The organism is Paenibacillus taichungensis (assembly GCF_050994985.1).
GTDB classification, from domain to species: domain Bacteria; phylum Bacillota; class Bacilli; order Paenibacillales; family Paenibacillaceae; genus Paenibacillus; species Paenibacillus taichungensis.
Genome location: NZ_CP194720.1, coordinates 2,969,417 through 2,992,483, shown reverse-complemented (window position 1 = coordinate 2,992,483; position 23,067 = coordinate 2,969,417). Strand labels below are relative to the sequence as shown.

General features: G+C 45.1%; 16 protein-coding genes. 13 read left to right on the top strand and 3 right to left on the bottom strand.

What is annotated here, in order from left to right; genetic code table 11:
• The first annotated feature begins 19 nt into the window (after positions 1–19).
• Positions 20–1,369 carry a glycoside hydrolase family 30 protein gene (locus ACR1R9_RS13335; protein ID WP_310852876.1) on the top strand — a complete coding sequence of 450 codons (1,350 nt, stop codon included), beginning with the start codon at positions 20–22 and terminating at the stop codon, positions 1,367–1,369.
• Between the two features lie 78 nt (positions 1,370–1,447).
• Here ACR1R9_RS13335 and ACR1R9_RS13330 read toward each other — a convergent pair whose 3' ends face one another.
• Positions 1,448–1,846 carry a hypothetical protein gene (locus ACR1R9_RS13330; protein ID WP_099854414.1) on the bottom strand — a complete coding sequence of 133 codons (399 nt, stop codon included), beginning with the start codon at positions 1,844–1,846 and terminating at the stop codon, positions 1,448–1,450.
• A 369-nt stretch (positions 1,847–2,215) separates the two neighbouring features.
• Between ACR1R9_RS13330 and ACR1R9_RS13325 the strand changes: the two genes are divergently transcribed.
• Together ACR1R9_RS13325 and ACR1R9_RS13320 are read left to right on the top strand one after the other, a co-directional pair.
• On the top strand, positions 2,216–3,178 hold the full coding sequence (locus ACR1R9_RS13325; RefSeq protein WP_433923453.1) for a glycosyltransferase family protein: 963 nt from the start codon (positions 2,216–2,218) through the stop codon (positions 3,176–3,178).
• A 29-nt stretch (positions 3,179–3,207) separates the two neighbouring features.
• A complete protein-coding gene (locus ACR1R9_RS13320) occupies positions 3,208–4,278 on the top strand; it encodes a glycosyltransferase WbsX family protein (RefSeq protein WP_433923454.1) in 1,071 nt (356 codons plus the stop codon).
• Here ACR1R9_RS13320 and ACR1R9_RS13315 read toward each other — a convergent pair.
• Positions 4,273–5,169 carry an AraC family transcriptional regulator gene (locus tag ACR1R9_RS13315; protein WP_433948944.1) on the bottom strand — a complete coding sequence of 299 codons (897 nt, stop codon included), beginning with the start codon at positions 5,167–5,169 and terminating at the stop codon, positions 4,273–4,275. The genes ACR1R9_RS13320 and ACR1R9_RS13315 overlap by 6 nt on opposite strands.
• 122 nt (positions 5,170–5,291) lie before the next feature.
• On the opposite strand from ACR1R9_RS13315, the gene ACR1R9_RS13310 reads away from it, so the two are divergent.
• The 3 genes from ACR1R9_RS13310 to ACR1R9_RS13300 all read left to right on the top strand — a co-directional run bounded on the left by ACR1R9_RS13310 (position 5,292) and on the right by ACR1R9_RS13300 (position 9,939).
• A complete protein-coding gene (locus ACR1R9_RS13310; RefSeq protein ID WP_433948945.1) occupies positions 5,292–6,749 on the top strand; it encodes an alpha-L-fucosidase in 1,458 nt (485 codons plus the stop codon).
• Between the two features lie 249 nt (positions 6,750–6,998).
• Positions 6,999–8,237 carry an RICIN domain-containing protein gene (locus tag ACR1R9_RS13305; RefSeq protein ID WP_433923457.1) on the top strand — a complete coding sequence of 413 codons (1,239 nt, stop codon included), beginning with the start codon at positions 6,999–7,001 and terminating at the stop codon, positions 8,235–8,237.
• A gap of 130 nt (positions 8,238–8,367) precedes the next feature.
• Positions 8,368–9,939 (top strand): exosporium glycoprotein BclB-related protein, encoded by a 1,572-nt coding sequence (locus ACR1R9_RS13300; RefSeq protein ID WP_433923458.1) that lies wholly within the window; start codon positions 8,368–8,370, stop codon positions 9,937–9,939.
• A 565-nt stretch (positions 9,940–10,504) separates the two neighbouring features.
• On the opposite strand, the gene ytaF is transcribed toward ACR1R9_RS13300, so the two are convergent.
• The gene (gene ytaF, locus ACR1R9_RS13295) at positions 10,505–11,128 is read right to left on the bottom strand and encodes a sporulation membrane protein YtaF (protein ID WP_433923459.1); all 624 of its coding nucleotides are present in this window, start codon (positions 11,126–11,128) and stop codon (positions 10,505–10,507) included.
• Between the two features lie 165 nt (positions 11,129–11,293).
• Between ytaF and ACR1R9_RS13290 the strand changes: the two genes are divergently transcribed.
• From ACR1R9_RS13290 to ACR1R9_RS13260, 7 genes are all read left to right on the top strand, one after another.
• Positions 11,294–11,953, top strand: coding sequence for a DUF1232 domain-containing protein (locus ACR1R9_RS13290; protein ID WP_433923460.1), 660 nt, complete (start codon positions 11,294–11,296; stop codon positions 11,951–11,953).
• Positions 11,954–12,606: 653 nt separating this feature from the next.
• Complete coding sequence (locus ACR1R9_RS13285) at positions 12,607–17,805, top strand: S8 family serine peptidase (protein ID WP_433923461.1); 5,199 nt, start codon at positions 12,607–12,609, stop codon at positions 17,803–17,805.
• 227 nt (positions 17,806–18,032) lie between these two features.
• Positions 18,033–18,791, top strand: coding sequence for a YheC/YheD family protein (locus tag ACR1R9_RS13280; protein ID WP_099854400.1), 759 nt, complete (start codon positions 18,033–18,035; stop codon positions 18,789–18,791).
• A gap of 237 nt (positions 18,792–19,028) precedes the next feature.
• Positions 19,029–20,033, top strand: coding sequence for a Gfo/Idh/MocA family protein (locus tag ACR1R9_RS13275; RefSeq protein WP_433923462.1), 1,005 nt, complete (start codon positions 19,029–19,031; stop codon positions 20,031–20,033).
• A 19-nt stretch (positions 20,034–20,052) separates the two neighbouring features.
• Positions 20,053–20,976 carry an AraC family transcriptional regulator gene (locus ACR1R9_RS13270; protein ID WP_246318147.1) on the top strand — a complete coding sequence of 308 codons (924 nt, stop codon included), beginning with the start codon at positions 20,053–20,055 and terminating at the stop codon, positions 20,974–20,976.
• A gap of 12 nt (positions 20,977–20,988) precedes the next feature.
• The gene (locus tag ACR1R9_RS13265; protein ID WP_076288366.1) at positions 20,989–22,080 is read left to right on the top strand and encodes a Gfo/Idh/MocA family protein; all 1,092 of its coding nucleotides are present in this window, start codon (positions 20,989–20,991) and stop codon (positions 22,078–22,080) included.
• 147 nt (positions 22,081–22,227) lie between these two features.
• Positions 22,228–22,941, top strand: coding sequence for a glycosyltransferase (locus ACR1R9_RS13260; protein ID WP_076288367.1), 714 nt, complete (start codon positions 22,228–22,230; stop codon positions 22,939–22,941).
• Positions 22,942–23,067: the final 126 nt, after the last annotated feature.

Here is a 23,067-nt window from a genome sequence, read left to right as displayed (position 1 = left end):
GAATGTGGAGGGAAAGCATATGACGAAATTCAAAATGTACAAATCCACGGGAGAAGATGCATTGTTTGTGTCCGTGTCCCAGGATCAATTGAAATCGCAGGACTCCGGCTTGGAGACAACGACTATCTTTTTGGATGATCAGCAAACATATCAGGAAATGGATGGTTTCGGGGCATCTTTTACTGACTCATCTGCCTATCTGATTAACCAGGTATTAAGCGATGAGCAGAGAGCGGAAGTCATGAATCGGTTGTTCCATCCCGAGGAAGGCATTGGATTGTCGGTCATCCGCAATCCGATGGGAGCTTCAGACTATGCCAGAACGGTATACAGCTATAATGATCTGCCAGAAAATCAAACGGACCCGGAATTATCCGGGTTCAGCATCGCACACGATGAAGCGGATGTTATTCCTTTGACTCAGAAGGCTTTGGAGTTAAATCCTGAGCTGAAGCTGTTCGCTTCACCTTGGAGCGCCCCGGGCTGGATGAAAACAAGCGGCTCGATGATTACAGGTCAATTGAAAAATGAGTGGTATCCGGCATATGCGGAATATTTTGTGAAATATATCCAAGCCTACGCATCCCATGGATTGCCTATCCATGCAGTAACACCACAGAATGAAGCACTTTATGAACCAGGTCATTATCCAGGCATGTTAATGCCAGCTGAAGCACAAGCAGACTTTATCAAAAATCATCTCAAGCCGGCTTTGGTCAGAAATGACATTCAGTCCAAAATCCTTTGTTATGATCACAACTGGGATCGTCCGGATTACCCGCTGACCGTGCTTGATGAGGCGGCAGAAGAGGTAGATGGAGTCGCTTGGCACTGGTATGGGGGCGAAGCCTCGGCACAAACAAAGGTGTATGAAGCTTTTGCCGGTAAAGAGGTACATTTCACCGAAGGATCAGGAGGAGAATGGATCCCTCCATTCGAACAAGCTTTCTCCAATGTGATCAGAACAGGTATTGAGATTCTTCGCAATTACAGCAAATCTTTTGTGCTCTGGAATATGGCACTGGATGAGAACAACGGTCCTACCGTTCCTGGCTTCGGGAAAAGTACATGCCGCGGCATTGTGAAGGTTAACCAGCAAACGAAAGAGCTTACCTATACACTGGACTATTATGCTCTGGCTCATTTCAGTGCATTAATTCGTCCCAAAGCTGTACGTATTGACTCATCCTCCAATGAGGCATCCATTCGTTCCGTTGCCTTCAAAAATACAGACGGTTCAATTGCTCTCGTGCTTTTCAATGACGGAGAAGAAACAGGAAATGTGCAGGTTCAGCTAAGAGAAGAAGAACTGTTAAGTTTCCAACTCGAATCCAAAAGTGCTTTGTCCATTTTGATTAACCAAGAGTAATCATGTTGTAATGAAAGAAAAGGCGATACTCTGAGAATTAACTCAGAGTATCGCCTTTTTATATTGCATCCAGTGAGCCTATACTCTTTGGATTGCTAGATTTGGTGTTCCTCCACTCTCATCAATAAACAGAACATACTTATTTCCACTAGTGCCTGTTAACACTAGACCCGGCTGGTTAAGTACACCGGGATTATAATATAACAGTTGCTTTACAAGCGGCAAGGCAGCTGGAAGAGTCGGCTGATTCATGGCCATTAACTGCGTCGTTGCTTTTACACTGTCGCCCGCCTCGATAACCCCACCTACACCTAGATGATTTGTAATGGAGGAGCTGTCGTTAATCTGCAAACTGCCAGCAACCGTCTGGTCTCCGTTCACCTGCAGGTCCAATCCAATCGTTTCATTACCGTTCACCTGCAAATCCTGATTAATGGTCTGGTTTCCTGTGACAAGAATGCTATCGAATGTTGGCAATCATATCAACTCCTATCTGATTTAATATATTTTATGAGGACAAGAACCGGATGGACACGGGGTTGTGGCACATTTAAAGACACGGATGAAGCCCATCTTTGAGTAGTTAAACACCTAAAAATCAGTCGATAGAAACCTAGCCAAAGACAGATGCATATTGTAGGCAAAGAGAATCAATCCGTTTCGTGATGGGAGGGTATGGTCATCAAAAAAAGGAGGAGTACGCCAACAAAGTCCCGAAAGAATCGGCGCACTGTCCAGCATCCCAATAAGGTGTACCTTAGACAAATAAACGCAACATTGAACCGTAAACTCAAATCAATCCAGCATCATCTGGTTGTGCAGCAATCGGACTTACAGCAGCATCTTATGAAAATAATTCAAGACGGCAAGGAACAGACCGTGGAAAGTAAAGACAGCAGAGCAGTTTCAGATTCTCCCCGTGTTCAATATAAACAGTTGAATGTTCTCCTGATAACTCCTGCTATGGAAAGAGAGAGCTCTGCGAACTCTATTTTGATTGAACAGAGCTTGAGGCATCTGGTCCAACATGTCAATGAGATCAAAACGATCCAGCCAGTGGCAGATCACACTTCAGGACAGCAATTAGATTTGATTCTAGTCCTGCATGGAGAAGATGTTCTATCGAATCAGAATTTGGAAGCAATGAGCGCATCCTCAGCCAAAAAGGCAATTTGGCTGTCGGATCAGTCGGATCTAAAACAGATGGAATCGATCATCCCTTTTTTTGATTATGTTTTTACACAGAATTTCGCTGACATTCCCTCCGATCAGCATATGGGGAATGTCTCATGTCATGAACTTCCTTTTCCACCGAATCCCACAGTGTTCTGTCCACAGGTGGTGGGAAGAGAATACGAGTCCGATGTCTATATCATTGGGGATGCACATCCTGGTAGCTGTCTGTACGCTCTTGCCAATCATGCGTGGTTATGGGATAAAAAAGTGCGAGTTGAGGGAGAGGGTTGGAAGGATTTCGGTGCATTTGTGCCTGTGCAACCTCATGAGCTTCGGGAAAAGTTGTACAACGGCAGCAAACTTGTTGTTCAGGACAACTCATCCGCGAGACGAATCATGGAAGTAGCGGCATGCGGCACATTTCAACTTGTTTCGGCTGCCTCAAGTGGTCCTGAGAACACGGATGCATTCCAACGCTATGCAACCATTGAAGAACTCGTACAGAAGCTTGGACATTATTGGGACCATGTGGAACAACGAAGATTGGCTGCCTCCCAGGCACTTTCTTATATGAAGTACAATCAATCCTACCTTCATAAATGTTTGCAACTTATGAATATTATTTTCCAATGAATTATGTCTTTTAATTGGAGGAGTCCTACTTGAAGCTTATTGCGTTACATTTGCCCCAATTTCATCAAATTGCGGAGAATGACAAGTGGTGGGGAAACGGATTTACAGAATGGACGAATGTAAAAAAAACAATCCCCCTGTATCCGGGCCATTTGCAACCCAGGAAGCCGTTGCATCAGAACTACTATGATTTAACAGATCCCAAGGTGCGCAAATGGCAGGCTGAGACAGCCAAAAACTATGGAATATACGGATTTTGTTATTATCACTACTGGTTTAAAGGCAAACGATTGCTTGAGAAACCGTTTGATGAGATTTTGGACAGCGGAGAACCGAATTTCCCTTTTTGTTTGTCATGGGCCAATGAAACATGGACACGCAAATGGGACGGGCGCGAAGAGGATATTCTTATTTCCCAAGACTACGGGGATGAGAGCGATTGGAAAGAACATTTCGATTATCTGGTCAGAGCGTTTAAGGATAAACGATACATCTGTGTAGAGGGAAAACCGCTATTTTTGATCTATCGGCCTGCCAGCATCCCTCGATGTCAGGAAATGATTCATTATTGGCGTAGGCTTGCGATAGAAAACGGGCTGGAGGGTATCCATTTTGTGCAGACGATAGGCGGTTTTCCTACATTTAATTCTCCTGTCTTTGACGCTAGCATGGAATTTGAGCCCCACTATACGTTTGCGCATGGTCACATGAATGGAATATGGATTGAACTGGACATCAAGGGGCAGAAGCACATTGTGGTGAATTACGATAAAGTATGGTCATCCATTCTCGAAAGAACACCGCACCGAAACGGGGAGGTCGTATATCCTGGTGCATTTGTAAATTGGGACAATACGCCGCGCCGATCGATTGATGGACAGAGTACAGTAGGGTCAACACCTGAAAAATTCGGATTGTATTTATCGCGACAGATAGCGAGAGCCAAGGAATTGAACAGGAGTGGCTTCCTGTTCGTCAACGCATGGAATGAGTGGGCGGAAGGAGCGTACCTTGAACCGGATGACGATTATGGGTACGCCTACTTGAGAGAGGTCAAAAGAGTAGTTGAGCAAAGAGCGGGAAAGCGCAGCAAGTTATGACAATGGAGTTCCCTTGTGGAGCTCCGTTTCATTTGGCTGTGGGCAATCGATCATCTCTTTCACTGTTCTTCCTATGATTTGTTTGCGGTACTCCGTTGGATTAAGACCTGTATGCTTTTTAAATTGCCTTGAGAAATAATATAAGTCACTAAACCCAAGGTGTTCGGCAATGGCAGTGACTGTTTTTGACGTACAGGTCAGAAGTTCTTTTGCCTTATCCATTTTTTTGCTAGCAATATAGTGGATGGGGGGTACGCCGATCTGCTGTTTAAAAAAACGAATAAAATAATTGGGATGCATGTAGGCAATCTGAGCCAGATCCCGTACAGAAATGTTTTCTTCAATGTTGGAATCGATATAGGCCAGTATGGCAGAGATTTTTTCCATAACAGACACATTTATATAACTAATCTGTTCCTGATCCAGATGCATAATGTAGTGTGACAATAGCTCTATTAACTTGCTTTTTGCCATCATATGCGCATAGACTTCACCTGATCGGGCGTAGTCAAGAATGCTGTTGAATATTTCCTGTATCAGCTCGGGCCGATCCGATGTACAGAAGTGGGGGAAATTAAGAATTTGAAATAGGTTGATGCCTCCCACTCTCGCACTGAAATGACACCAGTATTTGAGAAAAGGACGATCACTGATGGCTGAGTAAGATTGCGTAACCCCCTCAGGCATTAAAAAAAGCTGTCCCGGTGCAGGGTAATACTCCTGATCACCAATCTTGAGCCAGCCCTCGCCTTCACAGATCAGATAAAATTTGCTGTAATCGGGAGTGTAATCAAGGTCCCTCCAATCCGTATCGCAGCGATTGAAGTTGACCATGAACAAATCAACCTGCAGATTGGATAAGTGGTTCGTGAGCAAGTTCTTATGATTCATTATCCTCAACTCCCTACAAAGGTTATTATTGTCCATCCTAAAGTTAACGTTCTGCATGTCTATCCGCGGATCATGCCACTACAATACAAGTGGATATGATAACGGAAGGAATGAGAATGATTATGGATAAAAATGAATATTTGCAACAGATCGAAGAGACCATTGCCGAAGGGAAGTATAAGGACAATTGGAATTCCCTTAGCGCATTCGAGGTTCCCGAGTGGTATCAGAACGCTAAGTTCGGTATTTTCGTTCATTGGGGCCTTTACTCGGTCCCGGCTTATGATAGTGAGTGGTATTCACGAAATATGTATATTGAGGGCTCCAAAGCTTATGAACATCACCTTAGTGTTTATGGCCATCCGAAGGATTTTGGCTATAAGGATTTTATTCCGATGTTCCGAGCAGAGAAGTTCGATGCAGATGAGTGGGCTGTGCTTTTTAAAAAGGCAGGAGCCCGTTATGTGATGCCTGTAGCCGAACACCATGATGGCTTTCAAATGTACAAAAGCTCCTTCTCTCACTATAACACAGTTGAAATGGGACCCAAACGTGATCTGCTGGGTGAGATGAAGGTCGCGTATGAGAAGCAGGGTCTTATCTTGTGTGTTTCGTCACACCGCGCTGAACATTGGTTTTTCATGTCTCATGGAAAAAACTTCGATTCAGATATCAAGGAGCCGCTCAGATGTGGGGACTTCTACTGGCCTGCCATGCCAGAACCGGATCATCATGACTTATATGGCTCCCCTCCAACGGATGAATATTTGGAAGATTGGTTGATTCGTTGCTGTGAACTGGTGGATCAGTACCAGCCGAGCGTTTTTTATTTTGACTGGTGGATCCAGACGGCGGCGTTTAAACCATACTTGAAAAAATTCAGTGCCTACTACTATAACAAAGGTGAAGAGTGGGGCATTCCGGTAGCGATTAACTATAAACATGATGCTTTTATGCTTGGTTGTGCCGTTCCGGATGTGGAGCGCGGACAATTCGCCGATTTGAAGCCGTATTTCTGGCAAACCGATACGGCTGTCGCCAAAAATTCCTGGTGTTATACAGAAAACAATAACTATAAAACAGCGGATGAGATCATCAGGGACCTCGTTGACATTGTGAGCAAAAATGGTAGCCTGCTGTTGAATATTGGACCGAAAGCAGATGGCAGCATCCCGGATGAAGACAGAGATATTTTGCTCGCTATAGGTCAATGGCTGGAAGTGAATGGGGAGGCGATCTATGACACGACGTTCTGGCGGACGTATGGGGAAGGGCCGACCGAGGTGAAGGAAGGGCAATTTACAGATGGCGAGACCAAGATCTTTACCAGTGAGGACATTCGTTTCACTGTAAAAGAAAGCTGCCTTTATGCCACGGTTATGGCTTACCCGGAGAATGGGATCGTTCATATTCGTTCGCTGAAGGAAAACTCTCATCATTTCCATGGATTGATCAGGGATATTCAAGTATTGGGCTTCGACGAACAACCGGAATGGAGCAGGTCTGAAGAGTTCTTGACGATAACGACAAGGAACGTGCATAGCGGCTCACCCGTCGTATTTAAATTAGAACTGGATTAAGAAATGAGATCGAAGGGCTATAACCAACAGTAATACGTACTGGTTATAGTCCTATTCTTTGTGCGATTCTGTAATGGATTACACTCGTTTACGGGTTGAAGAAGGGCGTCTTGTCCATTGTATATCCCGTTCGCAGTTAGAAATAATCGAGCTACATGCAGAATACATTTAATGTAAACGTTGTTACGGATTGAGAAAAATGGGGTATCCCCGTTCAGAATCAGTCCGTTAATATGGGGAGGGAAAAGATTGTTGAGAAAGAGAAAAATCGTAAGTACGCTGGTGCTGTTCAGTTTCCTAATCGCTTTACTGCCAGGCACGACGACAAACGCAGCAACCAATTGGAATCTGGTGTGGAGTGACGAATTCAATGGAAGCTCTCTGAATACGTCGAATTGGTCTGCGGAGATTGGTACCGGCAACAGCGGATGGGGAAATAATGAATTGCAGTATTATACGAATCGCACCGAGAACCTGCAAGTTACAGGTGGCAATCTGGTCATCACTGCACGCAAAGAAAATTATAATGGCAGCAGCTATACCTCCGCACGAATCAAAACCCAAGGCTTGAAGGATTTTACTTACGGAAAAGTTGAAGCACGCATCAAGCTGCCGTCCGGTCAGGGGCTGTGGCCTGCTTTTTGGATGCTGGGAAGCAACATTAATTCTGTCGGCTGGCCTAAGAGCGGAGAGATCGACATTATGGAGCGGGTCAACAATAATGCATTTGTAAACGGTACCGTTCATTGGGATGCGAACGGGCATGCCGATTATGGAAAGATATCGGAGAATCTTGATTTTTCCCAATTTCATGTATACAGCATCGAATGGGATTCCAAATATATAAGATGGTTTGTGGATGGCAAACAATTCAATGAGTTTTACATTGAAAATGGAACAGGCAACACCGAGGAGTTCCAACGTCCGTTTTTCCTTCTGTTGAATATGGCTGTAGGTGGGAATTGGCCTGGCAGTCCTAATAATGCGACACCTTTCCCATCACAAATGCTGGTGGATTATGTGCGGGTATATCAAGCAGCGAGTACACCGAACATTGTCAGCGGAGGCCTCTATACGATCGGTTCCAAAGCAAGCGGTAAAGTGTTGGATATCGTGGATGTATCCACGGCAAGTGGAGCCAAAGTACAACAATGGACCAACTACAGTGCGAGCAACCAAACGTTCAGAGTCGACAGCACAGGGGATGGTTTCTATAAACTCACGGCTGTTCACAGCGGAAAAGTTCTGGATGTGCCTAACTCAACAGCATCACCAGGCGTGCAGCTCCAGCAATGGGATGATAACGGCTCTAACGCCCAAAGATGGAGCATCCAGGATGCTGGTAATGGTTACTATAAAATCATTTCAAAGGTGAATGGATTGGCAGTAGATGTGTCGAGCTCATCAACGGCAGATGGGGCTGCAATCCAGCAATGGAATGATAATGGTACAGATGCACAACGATGGTCGTTTAACAAATTGAATTAATTAAATAGCAATAATTTTAGGTGAATTCATCACAAAGTTTGATGTTGGTAATATATTGTTGACATCAAGCAAGTGATGTTCGCCCGACCTGCGGACATTAACAAGGCTCCCAAGGAGGAGATTGTGGAATATGAAATACAAGAAACGCAGTGTGCACGGCGGAAGCGGCTTTAGAAAAGGTGGAGGAGAATCACATCTCACAGGTATTGGGGAAGAAGCCCATTTAATTCTCAAATTGATTGGCGAATTGAGAGCTGCCATAGTACAGGTATTTGCTAATCCAACTCAGGTTAATGTTTCTGTTTTGATTGAAATTCTACGCAAGTTGCTGGCTTTGGTTCATCATTTGAAATTAAAGAAAGGAAACAAGGCCAGCCTGGAAGCTGCCTTGGAACTTTCCATTGCTTCAGCGGAGGTCATTCCATTCTCTCCAATAAGTGTAGGCACCAATTTGCAGCAATTGCTTGATTCGCTGTTGTCTGTTGTTTTACAGGAATGCATCCATTCTGCGGACAAAGATCAATTGGTCATTGCGATCAGAGCAGCAGAGGTAGCTCTTGCCAACGCACTTAGAAACTCAGGGATTCCGGGCCCTGCGGGACCCGCAGGACCAGCAGGCCCTGCAGGTCCTGCCGGATCTCAAGGTGTTGCAGGTCCTCGAGGAACGGTAGGCCCAGCTGGATCACAGGGTAACCCTGGCCCTGCGGGCAGCCAAGGGCCTGCAGGTGCAGCTGGTCTAAACGGAGCTACTGGGGCAACCGGAGCTACGGGAGCGGCAGGTCCAGCAGGAGGAGCAACAGGATCAACAGGTGTGACTGGGGCGACAGGTGCTGTTGGGGCAGCAGGTGTTACGGGAGCCACTGGAGATCCTGGTGCAGCCGGAGCCATCGGTGTGACTGGAGCAACAGGAACAGCTGGGGTCACTGGTGTAACTGGCGATACGGGAGCTGCAGGATTGGCCGGAGCCACTGGTGGCACAGGAGCGACAGGAATAGCTGGTGTAACTGGTGTGACCGGTGGTACAGGAGCGACGGGAATAGCTGGTGTAACTGGTGTGACCGGTGGTACAGGAGCGACGGGAATAGCTGGTGTGACTGGTGTGACAGGTGGCACAGGAGCAACAGGAACAGCCGGAATCACTGGCGTAACTGGTGTTACTGGCGTAACAGGAGCTACAGGTTCGGGAGCCATCATTCCATTTGCTTCTGGTGGTCCAGCCATTCTGACTACGATCGTTGGTGGATTGGTTGGTACAACAAGTCTGATTGGTTTCGGTAGCTCGGCAACGGGAATCAGCTTGGTGGGAGGCACCATTGATTTAACAGGATCGGTAGTCGGACCACTCATTAACTTTGCATTTTCGGCTCCAAGGGATGGTGTTATAACTTCCATTGCAGCGTATTTTAGCACAACCGCAGCCTTATCTTTGATCGGTTCAACGTTGACCATTACAGCGCAACTATTCAGCTCACCTACGCCAAACAATGCATTTACAGCTGTTCCAGGAGCTGTCGTGACACTGGCACCTCCACTTACAGGTATTATCGCATTGGGCAGCATCTCCAATGGTATTACAACTGGATTGGCTATCCCTGTGACTGCACAGACTCGTCTGTTGTTGGTGTTCTCGGCGACGGCTACCGGACTCACACTCGTGAATACCGTTGTCGGCTATGCAAGTGGTGGCGTGAATATTACCTGATTTAATTTAGCGAACAACAGAATTAATAAATTGAAGAAACAAGCTGCACTCCATTTGAATTGGAGACAGCTTGTTTTTTTGTTCTTTTAGATTTATCTTCGACACAAACAGGATTGAATAAATCAACTGAGAAGCCATCATCAGCTGAATTCCCTGTATATTAAACTTGCTACTCTTTGGAAATTCTGAACAGGTGAACCGGAAGAGTGAATCATACAGCTAGACGATATGTGCGTGGAGGGAACCATGAATATAGAACAGCTTTTTTTCCATATTTTATACTGCAACTCAAGGAAGCCGAATGAACAGCGGAAGTTTTCCCTACAGCAATTGATTATCGCAATCGGTCAAAATATAAAAAAGCATCATTGTAATTATGCGACATCCTTGAAATTGGAAAAGTCATCAACTATATGAGTGAAGAAGTGGTTACGGCACTGAAATAGACAAGCGGGTGTATAACCAAGGATTCTGACAAGATAAGGATCTATCAACAATAACTCTAAAATGTTCAAAAAAGAGATATCTGATCAGATGTCTCCTTTTTGGTGTTTGTCATACATGCTCAGAACAAATTATTGGCTGCAATCAACAGTAAGAGAATTCCGCTGACAAGTGTTCCGAACTGTCCCAATGTGAATGAACCAATACGAACGTTTGCCGCTTTGGACCCCATCCACACGCCAAACCATACGGTAACAAAACTGCCGATAGCTGCGGTAAGGGAAATATACAAGGGGGATAAGCCCATCAGCCCGGCGCTTAGGCCATTCGTCAATGCATTTGTCGAAAGGGCAACACCCAGAATCAATGCTTCCAGAACTCCAATATGGTTTGATTTGTCCAAATCTACCCGTTCTGGATTTTGCAAAATAGACCCGATCCCGAGGGTTTGAGAATCGGTCTCTTCATGATCTTTCTTCTTGCGGGGAACCGATAATAGAATGATACGAAAACCGATAACGAGTAGGATAAATGTTCCCAGCAGTATAGGAAAAACGCCAGGAAGCACGATCGAAATCCATTTCCCGAACAAAATACCTGAATAGCTGAACAATAAACAAACAACGGCGATCAAAAAATTCGAAAATAGGCTGATTCTAATTTTTCTGATCCCGTACGATAGTCCGACACCCAGATTGTCAAGACTCGAAGAGACGGCCAAAGCAAGAATAAGCATCCACGCCATAAAATCACCTCATGATCTTTAGTCTGCTCTTAATGTATGTCATGTTGAGATTCATGTGCCCGTCCTTGAGAAAAATGCAACAAAACGTTGTTGATGAAGAAAGAATAAGGTAAACTTTCACCACATTGTCCCATATACTAGACTATCGATCATATCTCTGGAGGGATGCTGGTGAGAGCAAATGATCAAACAAAGGATTGCCTTATTGGAGATTTGATCAAGCCTCTGCTAGCCAGACGTGCGCTCTCGATGCGCAAATTCAGTACGTTGTGCGGAATGGACACGGCTACCATTTCTCGGATACTGAACGGGAAGCAGCAACCGAAGCTCACACATTTGCAGATTTTTTCCGAACAGTTGGACGTTTCACTGGATCATCTTATTGAGGCTGCAGGCTACAAAATCAATCACGTCAAAAGAGGGGCCGAGCAGGGTATTCTGGATTCGCTTGAATCGATCAAAACGGTCCTGCAACATACGAAATTATTGGACCTCGATATAACAACAGAGCGGATAAAACAGGAAATGGTTAAGTACGAACAATACGCACGTACGGATGAAGGGCATCGAATAATATGCAAGGAGTTTGATCTGAAAATCAATCAGATTAACGGAGCGGGACCGTTTATAGATCATTTGAAGGAAATGCATATTCAATACTGTGATGAGATTACATCCGAGAACGATCGTACTCTGATCGGTAGTGCGTTATTATACTTTATTTCGTCTGCGGATTTGATCCCGGACTATCTCTTTCCGATTGGTTATCTGGATGATGCCATCGTTGTGTATCTGGTGTTGGATCGTCTGGAGCAACGCTTATGACAGGATTGGTTTGGAAGAACCCAAAAGAACGGCGCGAAGTTTCTCGCATCGTTCTTTTTGATGTCCGAATAAATCAGATATAGTTAAAAAGGACTGTTCGGATCGATTGAAACGTCAGAGGTTTCGTATTTGCGAAAAGAAGGTTAATTGCAGAGTGTCATTAGACTTATGAAAGCATTAAAAAGGCTTATTTTCTATATTTTTCTATAAAAGTGCTTGTATATCTCATTTTGTGACTCTATAATATACCATAAATATACAATTTGATTCTAAATTTTATATTATATGTAAGTTTAAGAGTTTGTTTGTACATAGATCAAGAAATCTCCTGTTCTACCCAGGTCCATAATACTCCCATATAAAGTATGCGTTCTTGCTAACGCCGGTGGTACCCTCCTTAATGCATGCGAATATACTTCCGCTCACAAGATGGATTGATCTCAAATCCATTTCTTCCATATACGCTGAAATTGGCTATCTAATAATCTTTCAAATTCGATGTAATTTAATAACCTGCCCTGTAAAGGAGGTGAGGCTTGATGTAAATAAACACAATCAGTCTGTCCAGTTGAGGTTGTTTCATCGATTTATTCAAAGAAATGGATACAGTGAATCACTGTATTACAAAAACCGGGTAAAGGGAGTGGAAAAGTTTGATAAAGATGAATCGTTTGCGCAAGCCGCTTTCCATGGGCTTGTCGCTTCTCCTTGCATTATCTATCATTCATCCGGTTTCAGCTGAAAACGCCGCATCGCAGAAGATCGACATGAAATCCAGTTCGGGCAAAATCACCACCTCCAAAGTCAACGCAAAGCTGAGCAAGGAATTTGAGAGCAATGATTATGTTACTTATCTGGTGAAAATGAAAGAACAGGTAGATACAGCCTCAGTATCCAAGCTAGCCTTGGAAAAGGCGACAATTGACAAGCAAACGGCTTCGGCAACGAAATTGTCCGTGCGAAGCACGGTTGTCAGTACGCTGCGGGAAACGGCCTCACGATCTCAGTACACCCTGGAAAGTTTTCTTGAAAAGGAACTTGACCTTGGCAAGGTCAAAGAATATAAAAGCTATTTCATCGTTAATGCACTCGCAGTAACGAGCACGAAGGAAGTCATGGAACAGATTGCACTTCTTCCCGAGGTGGATAAAATACTGCCTAACGAGCAGCGTTATATGCAGAAAACCGAGATTAGCAGTGAAAATGCAACAGCTGCTCCAGCAACGGAGTCTGCCAAGGCACCAGCTAAAGAGGCAGATAAGAAGGAAAGTGCAGCTGCTAACGATAAGAGCCTGCAGACAGAGAACGTTGAGTGGAACATCGATTCTATCAATGCGCCAGCAGTCTGGGATAGAGGAATCGACGGTACAGGAATTGTTGTTGCCAACCTGGACAGCGGGGTTGATTATACCCATCCGGCCCTCCGCAGCAAATGGAGAGGGCTGGATGCTTCGGGAAATATCGTTGATCCCGAGCTAAGCTGGTATGATCCCCATAGTAATGCCTCCCTTCCTACGGATGGAGACGGTCATGGTACACATACCATGGGTACAATGGTAGGCTCCGAAGCGAACGGCACCAACAAGATTGGGGTTGCTCCCGGAGCAAAATGGATTGCTGTTCGGATTTTTAATCCGAGTACGACCGATGCCATTATACTGGATGGCGGGCAATGGCTGATTGCTCCAGTAGATGCTGAAGGAAACTTGCACCCCGAGCTTGCCCCGGATGTGGTTAACAATTCCTGGGGTGGTGGTGCAGGATTGGACGAGTGGTTCCGTCCAATGGTACAAGCTTGGCGTGATGCACAGATCTTTCCGGAATTCTCAGCCGGGAATGTGACACTAACGAATCCGGGAGGTCCAGGTTCAGTCGCGAACCCTGCGAACTATCCAGAGAGCTTCGCTACGGGAGCAACGGATATCAACGGGAATCTGGCTTCGTTCTCTCTACTGGGTCCTTCCCCTTATGAGGAAATTAAGCCGGAAGTTTCGGCTCCAGGTGTTAACATCCGTTCATCTGTTCCGGGCGGAGTATATGAGGGTGGCTGGAACGGCACGTCCATGGCAGGCCCACATACCACTGCACTGGCCGCACTCCTGCTTCAAGCCAATCATTCCCTTACGGTTGATCAGTTGGAGCAAATTATTATGGATACAGCGACACCGAGAACAGACAGCCGGTATCCAACTTCGCCCAATAACGGCTACGGTCACGGCATTATCAATGCACTGGATGCAGTGGGCTCCGTCCTCGAAGGTATAGGCACGGTATCCGGCAGGGTTGTCACAGCAGGTGACGATCTGGAAGCACCGGTTCTGGAACATACGCCTGTAAATTCTGCTTTTACGGGGCTTGATATTCCACTTACTGCACGTGTTACCGATAATGTCGGTGTAACCACAGTGGAGGCTTTTGCCAAAACAACGGGTACGAGCCAATACGTATATCTGCCGATGAATCGAGTAGCTGGGGATGCCAAAGATGGAACTTACTCAGCGACAATTCCGGCATTTCTGATCGAGTCACAAGGCTTGGAGTACTATATCCGGGTCAATGATTATGGCAATAACGGATTCGAGAGTAAAGTTTATAAGGTCGCTGTCTCCAATGGAGTTCAGCCTGGGTATCTGCAAGACTTTGAGGAAGACAATCTGGGCTTTACCTCGGGCGGAGTTGGAAACACCTGGGCATGGGGAGCACCAACGAGTGGACCGGGAAATGCTTACTCTGGTGACAAGGTGATTGCAACCAATCTGACAGGGACATATGCAGCCAACAGCAATGCCTACTTGCTCGCACCGCCAGTTGATCTTACCGAGAGCCCTGAGGGAGCATTGTTATCCTTCAAACACTGGTATGATTTGGAGAGCAATATCGATTTTGGTAAAGTGTACATTGCAACAGAGGATAGTGACTTCGTATTTGAAGAGGCATTGAGCTTTACAGGTGCCGGTGGAGGCTGGAAAACGCAATATATTGACTTACGTGACTACGCAGGTCAACAGGTGTTTATCAAGTTTAATCTGACCAGTGACAATTCCGTTCAAAAGACGGGTTGGTATATCGATGACTTTTCAGTACAAGCTCCAGATGATATTGCTCCGGGAGCGCCAAGCGGATTGTCCGCTTCTGCCGACATTCTGGGGAATGTAAACTTGTCCTGGACGGGATCGGACGATGAGGATCTGAAATCCTATAACGTGTATCGTTCAACGAATTCCGGCTCAGGTTATGAATTGCTCGGAAATACATCTGCAACGACATTTACGGATACGGCTACAGTAACAGATTCGACTTATTTTTATACGGTAGCCGCTGTTGATTATAGTGGCAATGAGAGTGACAAGTCGAATGAGGTATCCGTGACCGTGGAGGTCCCAGAAGATATCTTCATCGATCACTTTGATGGTAACAGTGACAATGGGTGGACTCATTCGGGCACCAAGGATGAGTGGGAACGCGGAGTTCCCGTCGTTGGACCTGCCAGTGCAGTTTCTCCGCCGAATGTATGGGCAACCGATCTGGACAGCAACTATGAGAATGGTTCTAACTATTCTCTGGTATCGCCAGTCGTGGATCTAACTCAGGTGGATCAAGCTACGCTGACGTTCAATCATTGGTATGAAATCGAAAGTGGATACGATTACGGTTATGTTGAAGCCACGAAAGACGGTGGTAACACATGGTCGGAGCTTGGTAAATTCTCTCATTCTTCAAATGGAAAACAATGGGCTCCAGTATTCTACGATCTGGCAGCATTAAAGGGGAATGAAGTTCAATTCCGGTTCAGATTGACTTCAGACAGTAGTGTCGTCAAGCAAGGCTGGTACCTCGATGACTTCCGCATACTGGGTATCGCCGCTGAGACGGTTACGAAAGATACGGCAGTTGTTCTGAACAGCGACAAACCTAAGCCGGAATATGATACTTCTTGGTACAAAATTTCAAGTACGGACAAGGCTGAATTCAATAAAACCAAGCAGGAACAGCCCGAAGTACAGAAACCTGGAACAGGCTCTGTAACGCCTCAAAGCTTGCCTGCAAGTGCTACGGTTACCGTTCTGGAAACAGGACGTTCAGTGAAGACGGACCCGACGACAGGCAAATACAGTTTCACTCACGTGGCTGGTGATTACACGTTGAAGGCTGAGGCCTATGGCTATTATCCTCAAACGAAGACGGTAACCATCACGGATGGAAGTGGAGCAACAGCCAACTTTAATCTGGAAACTATTCCTCAAGGAAAGATTGAAGGTATTGTGAGCGATGAGCGGACAGGGAAACCTATCTCTGGAGCATCCGTCCTCGTGTTGGAAGATGCTCAAGTAGGTGCTGTACGCACAGGAGCAGACGGTAAATTTGCTCTGGATGTTTTGGAAGGAAGCTATACACTGTCGATCATCGCGACGGACTACTATAGCAAAACTGTAAATGTAACGGTACCTGGAAACGGTACAGCCGAAGCGAAAGTTGCCTTAAAACCATTTATCGGATTTCCTGGTGAAATCGCTTATGACGATGGAACGGCTGAAAATGCAAGAGCCTTTGTGGCCGCAGATAACGCATGGGCTGTACGTATGACGCCAGAATTGGAGACAGCACAGCTTACAGGTGCATCACTTCGATTTTGGAATACACAATGGCCAGTACCAGGTGGAACAGCATTCAAATATGCCGTCTATGATGCCACTGGCTCAGAGGGAGCGCCAGGCCGATTGCTGGCAGGACCGTTCGATGGTACGGCATTACGCAATGATCAGTGGACAACCGTTGAATTTCCTGAACCTGTAGTGGTACAAGGTGATTTCTATATCGTCTATGTACAGACTGCTGTCGGAACGAGCGCACCGGGACTCGCAACCGATGAAAATGGTGTGAATGCAGGCCGGAGCTGGCAGCGTGTAGGCGGCGTATGGAGTACTGCACCAGCAGAAGAGGGTAATTATATGATTCGTGCAGTGGTAAAATATCCGGTGAATGCACCTGTACTGACGCAACCATCGAACACCTATACCAACCAGCCGACATTTGATGTATCGGGAACTTCCCCAGCTTCTGGGGCTCAAATTAAGATATATAACGGGAAAGAACTAGCCGGAACAACGACAGTGGAGAATGGAAAATTCAAGCTGAATGTTAAACTTCGTGCAGGGGTTAATGCCATTACTGCTGAGGCTGTAGTTAACGGCAAAACGACAGATCGCTCCCTTCCAGTTGTGATCATCTTGGATCAGACAGCACCTGTGTTAACGGTCCTTACACCTGAAGAAGGAAGTCAAACAAACACGGAAGTGGTTCATGTGACGGGCGATGTACAGGACCAATTCCTCGACAAAGTGACCATTAACGGACAGAAGGTGAAATTGGAGCAAGATAGAAGCTTTAATCACCGCGTACTTGTGAATGAGGGCAAGAACACGATTACAGTTATAGCGACAGATATTGCAGGCAATAAAACAACCGTGACCCGGACTGTGTATGTTGAAACGTCTTTGCCTGAACTAACCAATATCTCTCCGGCTGAGGATGTACGCATTGTGGCAGGAGAAACCGTAACGGTTTCGTTCGACAGTATCCCCAAATTACAGGCTTCTTTCCGGATTGAACTGCCATCCAATTTGAGCACACAGGCTGGCGCAGAGATTCCATTGGTGGAGACAGAACCTGGTCATTATACAGGCACCTACACTACTGCTTCTTCGCTGGTACTTGAGGGTGGAGTGATCGTGATCCGTGCTCAGGATGCAGCAGGGAACAAAGTCGAAGTAGAAGCACCCGGACGGTTGTTCGTATCTGCAGCAGAAGTTCCGGACACGAATGTGCCAGTTGACGAAAATCTGTTGCCATAATTGAAGCATCACAGAGATGCTTATAATCCAGTTTCAAATTGAAACGGGAACGATGATTTGAAAATGTTAAGTTGAAAAGCCGACAAGCCCAAAAATCCGGGTTTGTCGGCTTTTTGCGTGTAAATTCATGAAGTATTGCCTAAGATTCGTTCAATTAAATTGCATATGATGCATGAACTTAATGAAACAGCGATATGTGTTGGATATGAAGACGGGAGGAACGAACTGTGGGTATTGAGAAATCACAACCATTAAGAAGCAAATGGTTAAAAACAAAGCAGCTTATCAATAATGATTCAATAAAACCGTTCATACCTGATACACAAAAGTTTAACAAGGTGAATCTAAAATCTATGATAGCCAGATATGGGATGTTATATATCAAGCCTGAAATAGGAACTCATGGAATGGGCGTAATAAAGGCTGAGATGAATAATCAACAGGATTTTGCGTATCAGATGAACCAAAAGCGTCTGACGTTTAATAGCTTCGATTCATTCCATAAAAGTCTTGCACACGTTGTGAATCAGCGAAGCTACCTCATTCAAAGAGGAATACATCTGCTAAAATACAATAACAGGCGCTTTGACATCCGGGTCATGGTACAGTTAAGCCCAGAACAGCAGTGGGAAGCAACGGGGGTTATCGGTCGACTTGGACATTCCAAAAAAATAGTAACCAACTATCATAACGGCGGTCAGCCAATGGATATTCATAAGCTTCTGGAATCTCATGTGTCCACAAAGCGCAGAAATGAACTGATTCAGGAGATGAATAAGCTGGGTGTTGGGATAGCTCGTCATATGAATAAGAAATACAAGCGATTGAAGGCAATTGGCGTGGATATTGGACTGGATCAAAGTCTGACACCCTGGGTCATTGAAGTGAATGCCAAACCGGACCCTTATATATTTAATCAATTAAAAGATAAGACGATGTATCGCAAGGTAATCCGGTACTTCCGCCATACAGATCATAAGCCATAAAATCTTCAACCTAACGTTGGACAGCCTAGATTCCGAACGGTTACATGCAGAGAAAGCTTCCTATCCTCACGACTTTGTGAACAGGAAGCTTTTTTGCTTGTTTTCTTAAGAAGGTCATTCTGATTCATGTCGTAATTTTATATAGTTATTGTCGTAAGTTCCTATTAAAATTAGATCAGGTCTGTGTTAATTTATAGTTAGATGTCAGAATATCATATAGTATGGAGGTTAATCATAGTGACCATTCGAATAGGTAAAATAAGCTTATGGCACGTACATGCCTGGGATTATATTAAACAGGCTCAGGAGCACGAAGATACGGTGATGGCTGCTGTATGGGATGAAGATGCCGCGCGTGGACAGGAAGCTGCTGAACGTCTGAATGTACCATTCTATGCTTCGCTTGAAGATATGCTGGCACAGGACAACATCGATGCCGTCATTGTAGATGCACCGACACGTCTTCACGAAGAGGTGATTACTGCTGCCGCGAAAGCGGGCAAACACATTTTTACAGAGAAAGTTATCGCTTCAACGATTAAAGAAGTAAATACGATCATTTCGGATGTACAGGATAACGGAGTGAAAATGACGGTTTCTTTACCGCGTTTGAACGATGGATATACATTAACGATACAAGATGTTCTGAAACAAGGGCTACTTGGTAAGGTGACTTATGTTCGTGTGCGTCTATCCCATAACGGTGCAATTGGCAATTGGCTGCCTGAGCATTTTTACGATCTGAAAGATTGCCAAGGCGGAGCATTAATTGACCTCGGTTGTCATCCGATGTATCTGACGAATCTATTCCTGGGTCAAGAAGTGACAGGAGTAAATGCTAATTTTGGATATGTTACTGGAAAAGAAGTGGAAGATAACGCGGTTGCCACGTTATTTACAGATTCCGGAGCAATCGGTGTAGTCGAGGCTGGGTTTGTGAACAGTCATTCGCCGTTTGCGATAGAGGTTCATGGTACGGAAGGCACACTGTTATATGGAACACCAGAGGATAAGTTGCTAATCCGTACGAATGTTGGTTCAGATCAACAGAAAGAATGGACGGAGATTCCTTTGCTGGACAGAAGAGAAAACGCATTCAGCCAGTGGGTATCCCATATTCAAAATGATACGATTGCTACCGAGAATTTGCAGACGGCTACTCAGTTAACTCGCCTGATGGAGGCGGCCAACCTTTCTGCGAAGGAAGGGCGCAAAATCTCCTTGAAGGAGTTACAGGGATAGGGTATTGGGAGGTGCCGCATTGAGCCGATATCCTTTTGAGAAGATGCTTGAACGACAGGATATCCTGGAAAGGCTGGATGTCTCGATCCTGTGGGGACACTACGAAATACGCGTTCTGCGATTTCATCTGACTTCTTTTCCAGCAGGCAGAATCGTTGATTTTCATAACCATGCGGAATTCGAGTTACATTTCATCCCTAGAGGGAAAGGGAAAGTCATTTTGGGGGATGAGATGCATCCGCTCTCTGAAGGCATGCTGTATTTAACAGGTCCGGGTCTTGTTCATTATCAGGAGGCGGATTCCCAAGAGGCCATGGATGAATTATGCCTGCACGTGGATATCATTGAACATCCCAGAGAGGGTGTAGATCCGTGGGAGGCAGCAGAATCAGAGGAAACGATCGAAAAGCTTAGAACACTTCCTCTTGTTCCGGTACATGATTATCATCGCGCGATGAACTGTTTCCTGGAAGCCTATGAGGCTTGTGACCGTAAACTGATCGGATATTACACGTCTATTAAACAGCAGGTGATCAGCATTCTACTGAAGACCGTCCGAGCCTACGATATCGGGGGAAATCGGGCGGAAGCTCCTGTGCGAGACATGTCTGTGTATAGATACGATTATGCCATTCAGTATATGGAGGCGAATCATCCCTCAGCAGTAACGCTGGAGAATGTAGCCGAGAAGCTGCATATTAGCAGCAGACAACTGCAACGAATCTTTTATCAGGTTCAGCCGGAAATGCCTTTCAGCCGTGTGTTGGAGGATATTCGCCTGCGCGCGGTGTGCCGCAATCTGGAAGAAAGTAATGTTTCTATCGAACAAATTGCCCTGGCTTCAGGGTTTACCAATGCGAATTATTTGCATGCTGTTTTTCGCAAGCGTCTGGGGATGACCCCATCGGCTTTCCGTAAAATGAAACAACCAAACCAAAAGTGAGGGTGATTAGATATGAGTAAAACGTATCGTGTAGGAATTATTGGCTGTGGCGGGATTGCAAACGGCAAACATCTGCCAAGTTTGAGCAAGCTTGATAATGTAGAACTGGTTGCTTTTTGCGATATCGTTCAGGAACGTGCAGAAGAAGCCAAAGAAAAGTATGGTAGTGCCGAAGCACAGGTGTACACGGATTATCAAGAATTACTTCAGGATGAAACGATTGATATTGTTCATGTTCTTACGCCAAATATCTCTCACGCAGAGATTTCTATTGCTGCACTGGAATCCGGAAAACACGTTATGTGTGAAAAACCAATGGCCAAGACATCTGCTGAGGCGCAAAAAATGCTTGAAGCAGCCGAGCGTACGGGTAAAAAACTGACCATCGGATACAATAACCGTTTCAGAGAAGACAGCTTGTACCTGAAGCAAATGTGTGAAGCTGGCGAACTGGGTTCGATTTACTTTGCCAAAGCACATGCAATCAGAAGAAGAGCGGTACCTACTTGGGGTGTTTTCCTTGATGAGGAGAAACAAGGCGGCGGACCGTTGATTGACATCGGTACACACGCACTTGACCTGACACTGTGGATGATGGATAACTATCAACCAAAAGTTGTTCTGGGCACAACTCATCACGAGCTTTCACAAAGAGAAAATGCAGCGAATGCATGGGGCCCATGGGACCCGAAAAAATTCTCCGTTGAAGATTCCGCTTTCGGTATGATCGTAATGGAGAATGGCGCGACGATCATGCTGGAATCCAGCTGGGCGCTCAATTCACTGGATGTGGATGAAGCGAAATGCAGCTTAAGCGGAAGCGAAGCGGGCGCGGATATGAAGAATGGTTTGCGCATCAATGGCGAGAAATTCAGCCGTTTGTACACCAACGAAATTGAATTGAGTGCAGGTGGGGTCGCTTTCTACGATGGAAAGAGTGAAAGTGCACCAGATGTAGAGATGAGAAAATGGATTGAAGCGATCGATAAAGATCTGGAGCCAGTTGTAACTCCTAAACAAGCTTTGGTAGTTTCTCAGATCCTGGAGGCACTCTATGAGTCAGCTCGTACAGGTAAAGCCGTATATATGAACGAATCCAATTAAGCTTAGTTTGAATTTAAGAGCCCTTTGTCTTGATTCTTAAGGACAGAGGGTTTTTTGGTGTTTTATACGCTATCGATTCGTCTATACCATTCTCTACTTCTGAACGTATGATGAAAAAACATATATGTGCAGAAAAGAGGGTATGTCATGACAGCAAATAAAACGGGAAACGGTGTCTCCATTATTGTATGTACCAATCGGCCACAATTCTTTGACAACATCCTGCAAAATTACAATCGACAGCGCTATAAAGCAAAAGAGCTTATCATCATTTTGAATCATGACAGCATGAATCTGCAATTATATCAAAATCGTGTTCGAAAACATGCGAATGTTAGCGTCTATCAAGTACCAGAAAGCATATCGCTTGGACAAAGCCTGAATGCCGGGATTACCCGAGCCCAATTCCCGTTGATCGCCAAATTTGATGATGATGACTACTACTCGCCATTTTATTTGAAAGAACAAGTAAATGGACTAAGAAGAACGAAAAGCGATATTGTGGGCAAACATTCGTGCCTCGTTTACTTGGGTGCTTCAAAAACACTGCTGGTTAGATCACCCAAAGAAAAGAATAAATATGTGGAATTTATACAAGGCGGCACACTTCTGTTCAAAAGGGAGATATTAAAGAAGGTCCGATTCACGGATCGTTCCATTGGAGAAGATGTAACCTTTCTAAGACAATGCAGAAAAAGAGGATTCAAAACCTATGCTACGTCACCATATAACTATGTGTATCACCGGAGACAAAATAAAAAAAGTCATACCTGGAGAGCAGATGATAGCTTTTATCTGGAAGGAAGCAAACGGTTAGCAGTCACGGAAAATTTTAGATCATATGCAGATAAGGAATTATAGAGGGAACCTGATTGAAGTACTAGCTAAACACATGTATGGAGCCAAAAAGCCGCGATTTTCGCGGTTTTTTTATTAGAAGTAGCAACGTTTTTTAGAAAAAAGTGACTTGACTTTTGCAGACGTTTA